This window comes from Carboxylicivirga sediminis, assembly GCF_018156225.1.
Classification (GTDB): domain Bacteria; phylum Bacteroidota; class Bacteroidia; order Bacteroidales; family Marinilabiliaceae; genus Carboxylicivirga; species Carboxylicivirga sediminis.
The window spans coordinates 64,458-79,690 of record NZ_JAGTAR010000030.1; the positions used below are offsets into that span (position 1 = coordinate 64,458).

A 15,233-nucleotide genomic window follows, 5' to 3' on the forward strand; every position below is an offset into this window, starting at 1 on the left:
AACAAAGCCCGCTTCACACGATGCGGGCTTTGTCAGGAGTATATAAAGCGGTATTAAAATTCAAGCACCAGCTTGCTCATGAAATGACGGCCTGCCTGAGGATAATAGTACGCCCAGGTGTATTCTGTATCCACACCATTGGCATCTCTTTGATAATAGTTGCCACCATAGGCATTGTTTTCGTATTCCACATCAAACAGGTTATTAACCATTAATTGTAAGCCAATACGCTTGGCAAACTGTGGGAATAGGTTGATGTCAACCTTAAGATTATTGATAAAGTAAGCGTCTAGTTTTCGGTCTTCGCTTGATGTATTATCAAAAAATTGCTCACCAACGTATTTAGAGATCAGGCTTGCTTTAATGTTGGAGTTAAAAGCGTAGCTTAAAATACTACTACTGATGACATTGGGCGAATAGGCAATGTCGGTGGTCCCCAGTTCAGTTACCTTTTGTCCAATGGTGTTCCAATCGGCATCAGATAATGAAGAGTACTCAACAAAGTTCTTAATCTTGTTGGCACTAAGCGAGAGGTTGGCATCCCAGCTTAATCCTTTAGTAATTTTAGCACCCCATACCAATTCTACACCGGTGCGGTAGCTATCCTTAACATTGGTCATGATATCGGCTCCCACATTGTTCTTTTCACCGGTTGGCACCAATTGGTCATCATACAGCATGTAAAAGAAGTTGATGCTGGCAGATAGATTGCTGGAGCGATAGTTATAGCCTGTCTCAAAATCGATTAATCGTTCTGCTTTAGGGTAGCTCGATGCATCGCCTTTAGCATCTTTAAAGTTACTGCGTGTGGGTTCGCGGTTTGACACCCCAACTGAGAAATAGGCCTGCTGCTGTTTATTGATATCGTACGATAGGCCCACTTTAGGGTTAAAGAAATTGAAATTGTGTGATTGCACTAAAGGAGCCAAGTCATCATCGATACCATTCATCAGGTAGTTAATCTGGCGAAGCTGAAGGTCAATAAAAGTATTTAACCCATTTAACGGTTGGTAATTGACTTTAGCAAAAGCGTTATAGTCGGTTTTTTCACCATAATTATCGTACCAGCGATCACCTTTCTCTGTTTTGCCGGCATAGCGTGCCCAAATCACCTCACCAAAGTGGTCGCCCTCGTAACGGTTCCAGCCACCACCAAATGAGGTTGAATAATTATCGCCACTGTAGTTGGCCGATGCGGTAAAACCATAGAAATCATTCTTCAGCCACTTCTGGCGAATCAAGTCCGTTTCATCAATGGTTTCGCCACCGATGACAACAGGTGTCCAGCCATAATCTGCATAGGCTTCATCTTCCTTATATTGCTCGTAGTAACCATCGCCACGTGTGTAATGAACAGCGCCATTGAGGTTAAAGCGCTTATTGACAGCATGGGAGTAGAATAGCTGATAGTGTGTTTGCTTGTAGTTATCTGTTTGTCCTTCGTAGTATTGTGTATTGCCATACTCATCGGTATATTCTCCGGCAGGATTATAGGTGCGGTTTGGTTTCCAGTCGTCGCCGGCCCACTCTGGCTTAAACAATAGCTCCTGTGGTACACCCCACCAGCTGATGCCTGTTTGCTGGTCGCCATGGATGAGGTTGAGTTTTAACAGCCCATTGCCTGTTAGCATGCTTCCACTCACGTATAGTGACTGATGGTCGGAGAAAGCATAGTCGATGTAACCATCCGACTGAAGTTTAGAATAGCGGACATCGAAGGCAAATTTATCATTCAGCAGGCCCGTGCTGGCATTCACTGAATTTACAAAGGTATTGAACGATCCGGCAGTGTTCTCAATACGTGCCGATGCCTGATCGTTGATAGATGTTGTCTGGAAATTGATGCTGGCACCAAAGGCCGCAGCTCCGTTGGTGCTGGTTCCAACACCGCGTTGGATCTGCACTTCATCCACCGATGAGGTGAAGTCGGGCATGTTCACCCAAAAAACACCCTGACTTTCAGAGTCGTTCAACGGCACGCCGTTAATGGTCACATTCACACGCGTAGGGTCGGTACCCCTGATGCGCAAGGCAGTATATCCCACGCTTATACCAGTTTCTGATGTAGCTACTGCCGATGGTGTCAGACTCAGCATGTAGGGGATGTCATCTGCCGCCGGTCGTTGCAGAAGCTCAGCCTTGGTGATGTTGGTATAGGCTATTGGTGATTTACTATCTGCTTTAATGGCCGATACGATTACTTCGTCGGTCAATACCGCAACAGTTTTAAGCTTTGCATCAACAGTTGTTCCGTTGGCCTCAATTGTTTGAGTTTTGTAGCCGACATACGAAAACTCCAGGGTAGGAGTGGATTCTTTTGATGAAATACGGTATTCGCCATCGGCATTGGTGATGGTACCGTTAAATGAATTTTTAATGATGACATTAACACCTACGAGAGCTTCGCCGCTTTCATCGGTCACTTTTCCGTTAATGGTCGTTTGTGCAAATGCTGAAACCGTCAAAAGGGCTAACAGCATAAAGTAATAAAACCTCTTCATTTTAATTACGCAGTTTAAGTTATTAACAAATACCGCAATGAGGAATAATTTGGAGATACTCTGTTCCCTTGTCGGCATTACCCGGCCAGGTTCGAAGGGTATAATCTCAGCCCCTGAAGGGGCACCCCATTGGAATTGGGCGCAAAAGTAGCCAGCCCGTTACTATTATCAAAGAAAAACAAGACCTTTTTGTCCTATTTAAATCACCCATCCTTTTAAGTTGTTGAATGGAAGATGTTTCTGTAAAATTATTATTTCGTCAGGTATTTATCCAGTCCGTTAGGGCAGAAATAGCTACTATTGCCCTTCATTTTTTCAGCCAGTGCTTTATTATTGTGTGCATTATCGGTGTTTTCAATAGGATGATAGAGGTGATAGGTCAGGGCTCTGAATTTATTATTGTGCCGCTTTAATCCATAGTTGAACAGGCGAATAAATAAGTCGGTATCTTCGTGTCCCCAGCCCACAAAATCCTCATTCATGCCATTAACGGCCACAAAATCTTCTCTCCATATACCCATCAGCCCGCCCCGGCAGGGTTTTAGCTTTTGCCTGGTGGGTATCAGCGAACCCAACCAAGGAATATGAAGGCCGTTTTTGCTATTCTTTTGATTAGAGAGCTGGCTGGCAGAGATGCTAAACTGCTTCTTTTTGAATATCTCTTCAGTGAAGGTTTCGTCCAGCATTACCCGGGTGTTAACCACAAAGTAGCCTTTACTGGCAGTCATTCTGTTATCCTTGATGTAATCGGGGTGCATCACCAAATCGCCATCAAGAAACAGCAGGTAACTGCCACTGGCTTTTGAAGCAGCATGATTTTTATTCGCTGCTTGTCTAAATCCTAAATCTTCTTGCCAGGCATGGATAAGTGGTACCGGAAAATCCTTTTGGCATTGTTCAGTTACCTGACGGGTTTCCTCGCCTGAGCCATCATCAGCTACAATCACTTCATGTGGCATTTCCTTTTGTATTCTAACCGATTGCAGAACGTGATATAATGCCTGCGGACGATTATAGGTTGAGATTATCAGTGAAATTGTGGGAGAGCCTGAAGCTGTGTTCATATAGGTGTTGTTTGTCCAAAAGTAATGAAACCAATTAATGCATACAATCGTCCCAGTCTTTCCATACAGGTTCGTAACCGCCAGCTTTAATCATTTCGCATATGTCTTTTGGGCTGCGGTCATCATTGACAGAGAATTGCTCAAGTGCTTTGTTGTAAACAGCATAGCCACCTGGTTCAGTTTTCGAACCGGCACTCATGGCTGTCACTCCCAATTGCAGCATGTTGTTTCTGAACGCTTTACTCTCGCGTGTTGAAAGTGACAGATCAACATCCGGATTAAAAATACGGTAAGCCATAATCAGCTGTGCCAGTTGTTTATCAGTCACGTCCACATTGGGCTGGAATGATCCTACATGGGGACGCAGGCGCGGGAAGGAGATGCTGTACTTGGTGCGCCAATAGGTTTTCTCCAGGTAGTTAAGGTGCAGGGCGGTAAAAAATGAATCGGTGCGCCAGTCTTCAAGCCCCAGCAGGCAGCCAATGCCAATTTTATGAATGTGTGCACGCCCCAGGCGCTCTGGTGTTTCCAGTCGATAGGCAAAATCCGACTTTTTACCTCTGGGATGATACGTTTTATAGTTTGTCCGGTTGTAGGTTTCCTGATAAACATACACCGTGTGCAGTCCCAGTTGAATCAGTCCTTCGTACTCCTCTTGTTGCATGGGCTGTACCTCAATGGAAACCGATGGGAAGTGAGGTTTGACCAGTTCAACTATCTCTTTCAGGTAGTCAAAACCGCACTCTTTGGGGTGTTCGCCTGTTACCAGCAACAAATGCTGAAAGCCCATTTCTTTGATCACAGCAATCTCCTGCAACACTTGTTCTTTGTTTAAAGTAATGCGTGTGATGTTGTTGTTGTGGCTAAATCCGCAGTAAGCACAGGCGTTGGCACAAGCATTTGACAGGTAGAGCGGAATGTATAGCTGGATGGTTTTACCAAAGCGGCGCTGGGTAATTGCCCGGCTTTTATGCGCCATATGCTCCAGGTAGCTTTCTGCCGCTGGTGAGATTAATGCTTTAAAATCCTCTAATGTTGCCTTGTGGGCTGAAAGGGCTTGTTCAACATCAGCCCCGGTTTTATCTTGTATCGATGCTTTGGTACTTTCCCAATCGTGTGAAGCGTGCACCTCTTCAAATGTTTTCATCTATCGTCAGTATTATAGGCAATTGTCTTTAATTGTAAGGTGTAAATAGCTAGTAGCTATGGGCTATAAGCTGTCAGCCATGTCTTACAATTCATCCAAAAAAGCTGTCAAAGGGCTGGAGGCCTCTGCACCCATCGATTTTTGGGCCAGTTTGGCTTCAAAGGCCATGCGCCCGGCTTCTACCGCCAGCTTAAAGGCTTTTCCCATTTCAGTCGGATTGGGCGAAACAGCAATAGCGGTATTGACAAGCACTGCATCGGCTCCCATCTCCATGGCATGGGCGGCATGCGAAGGAGCACCAATACCCGCATCCACAATTACCGGTACCTGGCTTTGCTCAATAATAATGCGCAGCATCTCTTTGGTTTGCAAACCCTGATTCGAACCAATGGGTGCGCCCAATGGCATTACGGCTGCAGTGCCCACCTCCTCAAGTCGCTTGCAAAGAACGGGATCGGCCTGTACATATGGCAGTACGATAAAGCCAAGTTTTACCAGTTCTTCAGCTGCTTTTAATGTTTCAATCGGGTCGGGCAGTAAGTATTTAGGATCCGGATGAATCTCCAGTTTCAGCCAGTTGGTTTCCAGAGCTTCACGAGCTAGTTGAGCGGCAAAGACAGCTTCTTTGGCCGTTCGCACGCCCGAAGTATTGGGCAACAGGTTGATACGTTTGTGCTTCAGGTGTTTTAGAATGTCATCGGCCTGGTTGTTCATATCAACGCGGCGCAAGGCCACGGTTACGAGTTCCGATTCGCTTACCTCAATGGCTTCCTGCATCAGTTGATTGGAAGCAAACTTACCAGTTCCGGTAAATAATCGTGATGAAAATGTTTTATCGCCTAATTGGAGTGGAGTCATTTTACTTGGCTTATAGCTATTAGCTGTCAGCTTATAGCTGTTATGGTTGTGTTATTAGTGTCTTTTTTTTAAACTTCTGCCTGTTAAACAATTGCCTTTCTGATTAATGAAATCTGGTCCAGTTGGCCGAGCTGTAACGTCCAATCTCCTGCAATAAATCAAGAGTTGTAGCACCTGGTTGTTCACTTTTAGCTATGTATGATGAGATGGCCACCCCATGTACGCCTGTTTTAAACAGTTCGGGCAGGTCGTCAGGCATTAGTCCGCCAATGGCAATCACAGGGAGGTTGATCCCGGCTTCTTTACATTGATTAAGGATAGCCATATAGCCTTGGGAGCCAAGTACAGGGCTTAAATTCTTTTTCGTTTCGGTAAAACGGAAAGGCCCTAAACCAATGTAATCAACCCCTAAGTCGGCCAGACGCTTGATGTCGTCAAACGTATTGGCGGTGCCACCAATGATGGATTGTGGCCCCAAAATAGCACGAGCATCATCGGGAGCCATGTCATTTTTACCCAGGTGAACACCATCCGCACCAATTTTGGCAGCAATATCCACATGGTCGTTCATAATAAAAGTAGCGCCATTATCCATGCAAAAGCTGAGTGCTTCAAGGGCTACTTTTTCAATATCCTCTGTTTTTTCTTCTTTCATGCGCAGTTGCACCCAGTTAGTGCCACCCATCACTACCGACTGTATTTGCTGTAAATAGCTTTGAGTAGAAGGGGAGGTAATAAATTGCAAGCGTGCGATTGATTTCTTTTGCATAGTTGTATGATTAATCAATGGTATTATAATGATAGCCCAACAGGGTGTTGTTGCTGCTAATTATTTTTTTTACATAAAAATGGGCTGAGTGACAAGCGGCAGCTAAGGTTTTACCAAGTGCAATTTCTGATGCGATTGCTGCTGAAAGTATGCAACCTGTACCATGCTTTTGCCAGTCTCCCTTAACTTTTTCAGAAGCTACCTTTATAGTCTCCTGTGAGTAGCTGTAGAGTGTGTCGCAAACGGTGTTGCCCTTGGAGTGACCACCTTTAATGAGAATAGATGTCTCCAGCTGATTGGCGAGTACTTTTGCATCTGAATCGTCAAATAGTAGCGAGTATTCGGGCAGGTTGGGAGTGAGAAGGTCTACCTTCTCTCTTAGTAGTTCATGTATGCTTTGGTGAAGGTGAGTGTGGAATGGAAATCCGGCAGAAGCTTTTAATATGGGATCCCATACAATAAAAGCCTCTGGCCAGTTTTTCTTTATCCAATCCAAAACTTGACTAAGAGTCGCAGCCGACTCTATTAAACCAATTTTAATAGCTTTTGGACTGTATTGCTCAGCAAGCGGTTTAAGCTGTTTAATTATCTCTTCAACCGACAGCCATTTAACACCCTCGAAGTCTGATTCATTCTGATAGGTAATAGCCGTTACAGCGCCTAAGCCGTAGACCTTATGTTGTTCAAACGTTTTAATATCACTTGTAACACCTGCGCCACTGCATGGGTCAAATCCGGCAATGCTCAGTACATAAGGTCTTTCATTCATTTGTTTAAGTCCATTTTTCAGTGACCTCTTTGAAGCGTTCAACGACACCTTCAATGTCACCGTCATTTTCAAATTGCGCCCACAGATGTCCGTGTAAAACAACACCATCAAAGCCTAGCTCCTTGGCAACATCCACGTTTTTGTGGTCGATGCCACCCAGTGCCAATACCTTGACATCATGAATTGTGGCTAAAAATTTCTTAAGTATGGTCTGGTCAATGGCCGGGCCATATCCTTCTTTCGAGATGCTTTCAAAAACCGGGCTTAATAAAGCATAGTTGAATGATTCACTCAAGTTAATAAGCTCGCTCATCGAATGCACCGAGATGCTTTTGGGCATTGCTTTATTGCTGTAATCATCAATCAGGTGGCGGTTGTAAGAGGTAAAGTGAACGCCTCTCAGACCTTTAGGTTCCACAATAGAAAGATGACTGTGCACCACAATGCGATTATGATATTGAGCATCAATAGAATCGATAAATGCGATCATGTCCGCTTCGCTGTAAGCTGGCTTTCGTACATGTAAAATTTCAAGTCCGGCCTCAAACAAAGCATTAATTGCTTCAACTTCCTTATTAAGTTGGGTTGGATAACAAATTACAATTGGCTTCATAAAGTTTAGTTTTATTCTGGCACAAAAATAACTGTTATTCGTTACATATATAACTCTCCACCCGATTCTTTGAATAATTCTTTTTTATCTTCGAGCTTCTTAGCTAAGTCTCTGACCTCCATTGTGCTTTTCATCGAGCAGAACTTCTCGCCACACATCGAACAGAAGTGCGATGACTTATAGCCTTCGTCTGGCAAGGTTTTATCGTGGTATTGCATTGCTGTTTCCGGATCGAGTGCCAGTGAAAACTGATCTTTCCAACGGAATTCGAAGCGGGCTTTGCTCATGGCAAAATCACGGAATTGCGCACCAGGAAAACCCTTGGCAACATCAGCTGCATGAGCTGCCAGTTTATAGGTGATCACACCGGTTTTTACATCGTGCTTGTCCGGCAATCCAAGATGTTCTTTGGGTGTTACATAGCAAAGCATAGCTGTTCCGTGCCAGGCAATCATAGCACCACCAATAGCTGATGTGATGTGGTCGTAGCCGGGAGCGATGTCTGTTGTTAATGGCCCTAAGGTATAAAACGGCGCTTCTTTACAATGTTCCAACTGCAGGTCCATGTTTTCTTTAATACCTTGCATAGGTACGTGTCCCGGACCCTCAATAATTACCTGCACATATTTGTCCCGTGCTTTCTGCGTTAACTCCCCTAATGCTTCCAATTCGCCAAACTGAGCCCGGTCGTTGGCATCTGCGATAGAACCTGGTCGTAAACCATCTCCCAAAGAAACGCCAACATCGTAAGCTGCCAATATGTCGCAAATTTCATCAAAATGGGTGTACAGGAAATTTTCTTTGTGATGATAAAGCATCCATTTTGCCATAATAGAACCACCACGTGACACAATACCTGTTACGCGTTTGATGGTTGATGGAATGTGTTTCCATAATAATCCGGCATGTATAGTGAAATAGTCAACACCCTGCTCAGCTTGCTCAATCAGCGTATCGCGGTATATTTCCCATGATAGTTTTTCAACGTCGCCGTTTACTTTTTCAAGCGCCTGGTATAAAGGCACTGTGCCCACTGGTACCGGAGAGTTGCGTACAATCCATTCGCGTGTTTCGTGGATATTATCACCTGTTGACAGATCCATAATAGTATCGGCACCCCAGCGTACTGCCCAAACTGCCTTCTCCACCTCTTCTTCGATGGATGAAGTAGTTGGTGAATTTCCGATATTGGCATTGATCTTCACTAAAAAGTTACGGCCAATAATCATTGGTTCTGTTTCGGGGTGGTTGATATTGGCAGGCAAAAACGCACGACCGGCCGCTATCTCGTCTCTTACAAACTCAGGGGTTACTTCCTTTTCTGGAATCTGCGCGCCAAAGCACTGCCCACGATGCTCGCGATAGCTTTCTTTCACTTGTTGAATCTGCTGATTCTCACGAATGGCCACATACTCCATCTCTGGTGTAATGATGCCCTGACAGGCATAATAGTATTGAGTAACACAGCGTCCGTCTTTGGCTTTAAGCGGCATGCTACTCACATGGTCAAATCGTAAATGGTCCAGCTTTTTGTCTGCCAGGCGCATCTGGCCATATTCAGAACTTAGCTGCTCCAATTCCTGAATATCATCGCGTTCTTTGATCCACTGTTCTCTAATTTTTGGTAAGCCTTTTTCCAAATCAACCACATAATCAGGATCTGTATAAGGACCGCTGGTGTCGTAAACTGTTATGGGTGGATTCTGGAATATTTCACCTTCACTTGTTTTGGTATCGCTCAGTTCAATGCTGCGATGCGCTACTTTGATGTTATGAATCTGGCCCAATTCATATATTTTCTTCGAATTAGGAAAAGGACCGGTAGTCAGCCCTTCCTGTGATATTTTGCTTTTAGTCATAATTGTAAAGGTTAAGGATCAGCCGCCCTGGCTGGCTTTAATGATTAGAATTTTGTCACCGTCAGAAACATGAGCTTTGGCCCATTGACTCTTTGGAATAACCATGTCGTTAATTGCCACGGCAATGCCGCCGGTTTGTATTTGTCCGATGCGTTGCAATACATCGTCAATTGATGTGTTATCAGGCATGTCTGTTGCTTGCCCGTTGATGAAAATGTTCATTGTCTGTCTAACATTTATACGGGAAGCCAAATAGAGAGTCATTCATATCCCTGCGACAGCATTACCTGCATCAGGTTCAATGGGTGTAATCTCAGCCTGTAAAGTAAGGCACCCCGAATAATTTGATGGGCCAAAGGTAAACGAAAAATAAGTTCCTAAACAAAAAAAAGCCGAAGAAAAAATCTTCGGCTTTCAATTTATAATCTAATTGCGATAATTACTTTTCTACTTGTAATATTTCGCTAATCATTGTCTCTAAATCGTTTTGTGAGCGGTATCCCATAGCTGCCTGTGGCTCTCCCTTCAGAGGAACAAAAACAATGGTTGGTAAACTTCGTATTCCAAAGGTGGCGGATAACTCTCGCTGCTGGTCAGTATTGATTTTATAAATCTGAATCTTGCCATCGTATTCCTTTTGAATGTTATTTAGTACGGGCGAAAGCATTTTGCAAGGTCCACACCAATCGGCGTAAAAATCTAATATGGCCGGTACTTCGCCTTCATATTTCCACTCGGTATTATTTTCATAATCAAATACCTTTTCTTTGAAGCTTTGGGCATCTAAATAGATAACAGAGTTTTCTTCTTTAGCAGCCTTGGCTTCATCGCTGGTAGTTGAATATAGCTCAAAGCCAGCTATAGAGGTGGCTATTATGCCTATCAAAACAAATAAACCTATCTTCTTCATATCTTCTTCAAATTATTATTTCTCAATCTGTAAGTTAAACTCCGTTACCTATAAATTAGTTGTTATCCAAACCCAGTTTAACAGGCTTTTAACAGCTTGTTATGGCGTCAGTCAATTATTTTTCTACTTTCAAAACATCTTTAAAAGCTCTAATGAAGGTGTCTTTGGGTAAAGCTCCTTGCGCCATTTGGGGCTGTCCGTCTTTCGGAATAAACAGAATGGAAGGAATACTTTGGATACCAAATGCTCCAGCCAACTCTCTCTCGGTTTCGGTATCCACCTTATAAATGTCTATTTTTCCATCAAACTCAGTTGATAATTCATCGAGGATTGGGCTTACCATTTTACATGGTCCACACCAGTCGGCGTAAAAATCAATAACAGCTGGTTTGTCTCCCTCAAACTTCCACTCTTTACTGTCTGTATAGTTGAAAACTTTTTCTTTGAATGTTTCGTTGGTCAAATGTTGTACCATAATTTCTATTTTTTAGTTTGTGAATACTGCAAAGTTAATAAATAATTCTAAATATCTACAAATGTATATGTGTCGATAAAACAATTACTGTGCCAAACCCTATATCTGCCAAAAATGGTCAAAATGCCATAATAATGTTGTAATTTTGTCAGCAATATGATACAAGAAGCACAAAAAAGGGTGGAAAAGAGCTTAAATCATGCTGTTTTTCATGCCATTCGAGATATATGTAATGAAATGAATTGTCCCGCCTTTGTAATAGGTGGTTTTGTAAGAGATTTGTACCTGAACAGACCTTCTAAAGATATAGATGTGGTTGTAGTGGGGAGCGGGATTGAGTTGGCTGAGAGGGTAGCGAAAAAGCTGGGAGGTCTTCGTTTAACCGTATTTAAAAATTTTGGTACGGCCATGTTACGTTACCGCGATTTGGAAGTAGAGTTCGTAGGCGCTCGTAAAGAATCCTATCAGCGAAACTCGCGCAAGCCCATTGTCGAAGACGGTACTCTTGAAGACGATCAAAATCGCCGTGATTTTACCATAAATGCCTTAGCTCTGAGTCTTAATAAAAGCGATTACGGCACCTTGGTTGATCCATTTAATGGCATGGAAGATATGGAGAACGGTATCATACGAACGCCTTTAGAGCCTGGCGTGACATTTTCGGATGATCCTTTGCGCATGATGCGTGCCATACGTTTTGCTACCCAGTTGAATTTTCGGATAGAGGAAAAGACCTTTGAAGGAATTAAAGCTCAAAGAGACCGAATTGATATTGTTTCAGGTGAGCGCATAGCCGATGAGCTGAATAAGATTGTGATGGCAGACAGACCCTCAATAGGCTTTAAGTTGTTGGAGTTGACCGGCCTATTAGAAATTATTTTTCCCGAGTTTCAGGCCATGAAGGGTGTTGATAAGGTAGATGGCAGGGCACATAAAGATAATTTCTACCATACGCTGGAAGTGTTGGATAGAATAGTTCCTAATACCGATAACCTTTGGTTGCGATGGTCAGCCATTCTGCACGATATAGCCAAGCCACGCACAAAACGCTACGACAAAAAACTCGGTTGGACTTTTCATAATCATAATTTCATCGGGCAGAAAATGATACCAAAGATTTTTGGTCGTATGAAGCTGCCGCTCAACGAGAAGATGAAATATGTGCAAAAGATGGTGGGGCTTCACATGCGCCCTATTGTTTTAAGTGAGGATGTGGTAACTGACTCAGCAGTACGTCGTTTGTTGTTTGAAGCTGGTGACGATATTGACGATTTAATGACGCTTTGTGAAGCTGATATCACCTCAAAGAATGAGGCTAAAGTGAAGCGTTATATGCGTAATTTCAGGGTGGTACGTCAAAAACTTAAGGAGATTGAGGAGAAGGACCATATACGCAATTTTCAACCTCCGGTAACCGGTGAGGTGATTATGGAGACATTTGGATTAGAGCCATGTAAAGAAATCGGTGATTTAAAATCGATTATTAAGGAGGCGATTCTGGATGGGAAAATAGGCAACAATTTTGATGAGGCTTTTGCTTTATTGCTAAAAGAGGCAGAAGCAATGGGACTTAAACGTGTAAAGTAAATGCCCGAGACACATTCGAAATACTTTTTCAATAAAGAAAATGAAGGGCAAATAGCTAATGGAGCTGATGTAATCATTGTTACTGATAATTTCTCTACACCCGAGAATATTGGGAATATAATTCGCTTGGCAGCTAATGTGAACGCCTCAAAAGTAATTGTGGTTGGCAGCGAGGGCTGTCGAATGAGTAAGGTCAATAAAACAGCCGGGGCTGCTATTGGGCATGTGCCGGTAGAATGGTGTAACCTGGATAACCTGGAGGTGCCCGATGGCTATCAAATGGTGGCATTGGAAACAGCTGAAGGGGCCATTAATTTATACACTGAACGATTGCCGGTTAAACTATTGCTGGTGCTTGGGAATGAAAAATACGGTGTGTCGAAAGAGATACTTAAGCGTTGCCATCATGCTGTTTACATTCCAATGCCAGGGTCAATTAAATCGATGAATGTATCGCATGCGGCGGCTGTAAGTCTCTTTGAATGGATGCGACAAAATATGTAGGTGTAATAATTGTTTGTGAAGTGGCTAACAGATTGATAACAAATAGTTATATTTGTCAGATAATTACAGAAATCAAGGATATAAGATATTAAAAGCAAACAGGTTGTTTTACAGCTTGTTTTTAGGGTTAGTTTTTTAAGGGTTAAAAGGGGAGCACATGTTCCCCTTCCTTTTTATCCGGCCGTTTCTTCCAGCCAATATTTAAATGCTTTAACTCGCTCACGACTTACAATTACATCGTCAGATGCCTGCATGCCTATTAACTTAAGCTTAAGGCGTGAGTTGCTGTAGTTGATAATATCAGCAATAGCGCTGATTCTTACAATGTATTTACGGCTTATCCTGTAAAAATCAGCAGGATTGAGTTGAATCTCATATTGGTCGAGGCTTTGATCCAATGCATAACTATGCCCATCCAGAGTGCGCAAAAATGTGGCCTTTTCTTCGCTGTAGAAGAAACTGATTTCATTGGAGTTAATCATTCTCAGGTGCTCACCAACCTTTATTAAAAAGCGGGTTTTGTAGTTATTTTGCTGTATGAGGGTTTGTGTTTGTAATATTGCGTGATGGATGCTTGTCAGGTCCTTATTTTGTTGATTCAAAAACTTATTAATGGCTCCACCCAATGCTTCTTCTTCGATGGGTTTCAGCAGGTAATCGATGCTATTGACCTTAAAGGCCTTGATGGCATACTGATCGTAAGCTGTGGTGAAAATTACCGGGAACTGAACATCGCACTGCTCGAAGATATCGAAACTGATGCCATCGCCCAGCTGAATATCAAAAAAGGCCAAATCGGGGTGAGGATTGTTTTTTAACCAGTCAACCGACAGCTCAACACTATCACAGATACTGCTAATTTCTGCATTAGGATGGAGTTTCTTAATCATTTGCGACAGGCGCGAAGCCGCCAGATGTTCATCTTCAACTATTAATATGCGCATTGTCCAATTGGATTAGAGGTAAATGAATGGTAAAGTATTGTTGGTCTTGTTTTATAGTAAGTTGTTTATTAGTCAGGTAAAGAATGCGTTCATTCAGATTTTTAAGTCCTGTACCAGAGTTGGAACTATCTTTTCTAGGGTAAAATGTGTTGGATATGATAACTTCATCATCAGAGAGCTGAATGTCAAGATGGACCTTCTTATTGGCGGATATGCTGTTATGCTTAAATACGTTTTCAGCAAGCATCTGGAGAGATAAGGGTATGACCATCTGATTGTTACTCTTAATATCTGGTATATGGTAGGTAAAATTGTCTCCGAAACGGATTTTCTGCAGGTAGATATACCGTTTAACAATTTGTATTTCCTCTTCAAGAGGAATGATTTCTTTGTTTTTTAATTGTAGTATGTCCCTGTAGAAGCAGGATAACTCGTGTGTAAATTGTTTGGCAGCTGGTACATTCATCTCAATTAATGTGGTAAGCGCATTGAGACTATTAAATAAAAAATGTGGATTGACCTGTGTTTTCAATGATTCATATTGAAGCTGCAAAGCCTGTCGTTTGAGCTTTTCCCGGTTTTCAACTTCTTTTCGCCAATGAATGAAGAAAGAGCGTGCATAAAACCATAGGGCGATGAAATAAAAAATGCCAAATTCAATCCACATAATATAGGCATAGCGGGCATAAAACTCTTTGAACGGTATTTGCCCCAATAATGAATGCCAAAGCCAGTTGACGCTAAAAATAACCAGGGAGCTATAAATAGTTGAGCTTACCAAAACAATGATTAAACTCTTGATAGGTGCACTTATCCAGGCAACATATTTATTCTCGAGCCAACCGAAGATAAAGCCAAAGCTAAAAAGACTATAACCCAGTAACAGGCTGTAACCGGCATTTTGCCCTACAGCCCGCATATTTAGCAGGCATTTGGGGCAAGCAAATCCTAAGAATATTACGCCAATTAAGGCTGAGGTAATGCCATACGACAGAAAAATATAGAAGGTCTTTTTGACGCTGTATTTTTTATTGCAGATATCGCTGTAGATGCTCATGTGTGAAAAAAAGAGAATTAAATATAAGTATTAACCTGAGTTCGACATAAAATTACTGGCTCAAATCGCTTATAAATGTTAAGTTTCAAGGAATATTTGTGAAAGCATAGCGAGCTATGGTGAACAGATATGACGATGAAAATGAATATTTATAAGTGAAACTCTAAGCTTTTCCT

General features: G+C 42.5%; 15 protein-coding genes and 1 riboswitch. Of the genes, 2 read left to right on the plus strand and 13 right to left on the minus strand.

Annotated features, from left to right (window positions below):
* Positions 1–53 precede the first annotated feature (53 nt).
* From KDU71_RS17435 to trxA (KDU71_RS17485), 11 genes are all read right to left on the minus strand, one after another.
* A complete protein-coding gene (locus tag KDU71_RS17435; protein WP_244828553.1) occupies positions 54–2,501 on the minus strand; it encodes a TonB-dependent receptor in 2,448 nt (815 codons plus the stop codon).
* Between the two features lie 251 nt (positions 2,502–2,752).
* Complete coding sequence (locus KDU71_RS17440; RefSeq protein ID WP_212192379.1) at positions 2,753–3,565, minus strand: glycosyltransferase family 2 protein; 813 nt, start codon at positions 3,563–3,565, stop codon at positions 2,753–2,755.
* Between the two features lie 34 nt (positions 3,566–3,599).
* Positions 3,600–4,712, minus strand: coding sequence for a 2-iminoacetate synthase ThiH (gene thiH, locus KDU71_RS17445; RefSeq protein WP_212192380.1), 1,113 nt, complete (start codon positions 4,710–4,712; stop codon positions 3,600–3,602).
* Positions 4,713–4,796: 84 nt separating this feature from the next.
* Positions 4,797–5,570 (minus strand): thiazole synthase, encoded by a 774-nt coding sequence (locus KDU71_RS17450; protein WP_212192381.1) that lies wholly within the window; start codon positions 5,568–5,570, stop codon positions 4,797–4,799.
* Positions 5,571–5,673: 103 nt separating this feature from the next.
* Positions 5,674–6,339: a thiamine phosphate synthase gene (locus KDU71_RS17455; RefSeq protein ID WP_212192382.1), complete on the minus strand. Its 666-nt coding sequence runs from the start codon at positions 6,337–6,339 to the stop codon at positions 5,674–5,676.
* Positions 6,340–6,349: 10 nt separating this feature from the next.
* Positions 6,350–7,108 carry a hydroxymethylpyrimidine/phosphomethylpyrimidine kinase gene (locus KDU71_RS17460; RefSeq protein WP_212192383.1) on the minus strand — a complete coding sequence of 253 codons (759 nt, stop codon included), beginning with the start codon at positions 7,106–7,108 and terminating at the stop codon, positions 6,350–6,352.
* 4 nt (positions 7,109–7,112) lie between these two features.
* Positions 7,113–7,721, minus strand: a complete 609-nt coding sequence (locus tag KDU71_RS17465) for a thiamine phosphate synthase (protein WP_212192384.1) — start codon at positions 7,719–7,721, stop codon at positions 7,113–7,115.
* 41 nt (positions 7,722–7,762) lie between these two features.
* Complete coding sequence (thiC, locus tag KDU71_RS17470) at positions 7,763–9,580, minus strand: phosphomethylpyrimidine synthase ThiC (RefSeq protein WP_212192385.1); 1,818 nt, start codon at positions 9,578–9,580, stop codon at positions 7,763–7,765.
* 18 nt (positions 9,581–9,598) lie between these two features.
* Positions 9,599–9,802, minus strand: a complete 204-nt coding sequence (thiS, locus tag KDU71_RS17475) for a sulfur carrier protein ThiS (protein WP_212192386.1) — start codon at positions 9,800–9,802, stop codon at positions 9,599–9,601.
* 30 nt (positions 9,803–9,832) lie between these two features.
* A riboswitch (TPP riboswitch) is annotated at positions 9,833–9,928 on the minus strand.
* 91 nt (positions 9,929–10,019) lie between these two features.
* Positions 10,020–10,490 (minus strand): thioredoxin, encoded by a 471-nt coding sequence (gene trxA / locus KDU71_RS17480; protein ID WP_212192387.1) that lies wholly within the window; start codon positions 10,488–10,490, stop codon positions 10,020–10,022.
* 115 nt (positions 10,491–10,605) lie between these two features.
* Complete coding sequence (trxA, locus tag KDU71_RS17485) at positions 10,606–10,965, minus strand: thioredoxin (RefSeq protein ID WP_212192388.1); 360 nt, start codon at positions 10,963–10,965, stop codon at positions 10,606–10,608.
* A gap of 156 nt (positions 10,966–11,121) precedes the next feature.
* Between trxA (KDU71_RS17485) and KDU71_RS17490 the strand changes: the two genes are divergently transcribed.
* Positions 11,122–12,552, plus strand: a complete 1,431-nt coding sequence (locus KDU71_RS17490) for a CCA tRNA nucleotidyltransferase (protein ID WP_212192389.1) — start codon at positions 11,122–11,124, stop codon at positions 12,550–12,552.
* Complete coding sequence (locus KDU71_RS17495; protein ID WP_212192390.1) at positions 12,553–13,056, plus strand: TrmH family RNA methyltransferase; 504 nt, start codon at positions 12,553–12,555, stop codon at positions 13,054–13,056. It abuts the gene before it with no gap.
* A 173-nt stretch (positions 13,057–13,229) separates the two neighbouring features.
* On the opposite strand, the gene KDU71_RS17500 is transcribed toward KDU71_RS17495, so the two are convergent.
* Both KDU71_RS17500 and KDU71_RS17505 read right to left on the minus strand, forming a co-directional pair.
* Complete coding sequence (locus KDU71_RS17500; protein WP_212192391.1) at positions 13,230–14,000, minus strand: LytR/AlgR family response regulator transcription factor; 771 nt, start codon at positions 13,998–14,000, stop codon at positions 13,230–13,232.
* The gene (locus tag KDU71_RS17505) at positions 13,981–15,057 is read right to left on the minus strand and encodes a sensor histidine kinase (protein WP_212192392.1); all 1,077 of its coding nucleotides are present in this window, start codon (positions 15,055–15,057) and stop codon (positions 13,981–13,983) included. Before KDU71_RS17505 ends, KDU71_RS17500 begins: the two co-directional genes overlap by 20 nt.
* Positions 15,058–15,233 lie beyond the last annotated feature (176 nt).

Bases quoted from the DNA above. Each gene is read 5' to 3' on its own strand.
- KDU71_RS17435 (WP_244828553.1), bottom strand. From the start codon at position 2,501: ATGAAGAGGTTTTATTACTTTATGCTGTTAGCCCTTTTGACGGTTTCA.
- KDU71_RS17440 (WP_212192379.1), bottom strand. From the start codon at position 3,565: ATGAACACAGCTTCAGGCTCTCCCACAATTTCACTGATAATCTCAACC.
- thiH (WP_212192380.1), bottom strand. From the start codon at position 4,712: ATGAAAACATTTGAAGAGGTGCACGCTTCACACGATTGGGAAAGTACC.
- KDU71_RS17450 (WP_212192381.1), bottom strand. From the start codon at position 5,570: ATGACTCCACTCCAATTAGGCGATAAAACATTTTCATCACGATTATTT.
- KDU71_RS17455 (WP_212192382.1), bottom strand. From the start codon at position 6,339: ATGCAAAAGAAATCAATCGCACGCTTGCAATTTATTACCTCCCCTTCT.
- KDU71_RS17460 (WP_212192383.1), bottom strand. From the start codon at position 7,108: ATGAATGAAAGACCTTATGTACTGAGCATTGCCGGATTTGACCCATGC.
- KDU71_RS17465 (WP_212192384.1), bottom strand. From the start codon at position 7,721: ATGAAGCCAATTGTAATTTGTTATCCAACCCAACTTAATAAGGAAGTT.
- thiC (WP_212192385.1), bottom strand. From the start codon at position 9,580: ATGACTAAAAGCAAAATATCACAGGAAGGGCTGACTACCGGTCCTTTT.
- thiS (WP_212192386.1), bottom strand. From the start codon at position 9,802: ATGAACATTTTCATCAACGGGCAAGCAACAGACATGCCTGATAACACA.
- trxA (WP_212192387.1), bottom strand. From the start codon at position 10,490: ATGAAGAAGATAGGTTTATTTGTTTTGATAGGCATAATAGCCACCTCT.
- trxA (WP_212192388.1), bottom strand. From the start codon at position 10,965: ATGGTACAACATTTGACCAACGAAACATTCAAAGAAAAAGTTTTCAAC.
- KDU71_RS17490 (WP_212192389.1), top strand. From the start codon at position 11,122: ATGATACAAGAAGCACAAAAAAGGGTGGAAAAGAGCTTAAATCATGCT.
- KDU71_RS17495 (WP_212192390.1), top strand. From the start codon at position 12,553: ATGCCCGAGACACATTCGAAATACTTTTTCAATAAAGAAAATGAAGGG.
- KDU71_RS17500 (WP_212192391.1), bottom strand. From the start codon at position 14,000: ATGCGCATATTAATAGTTGAAGATGAACATCTGGCGGCTTCGCGCCTG.
- KDU71_RS17505 (WP_212192392.1), bottom strand. From the start codon at position 15,057: ATGAGCATCTACAGCGATATCTGCAATAAAAAATACAGCGTCAAAAAG.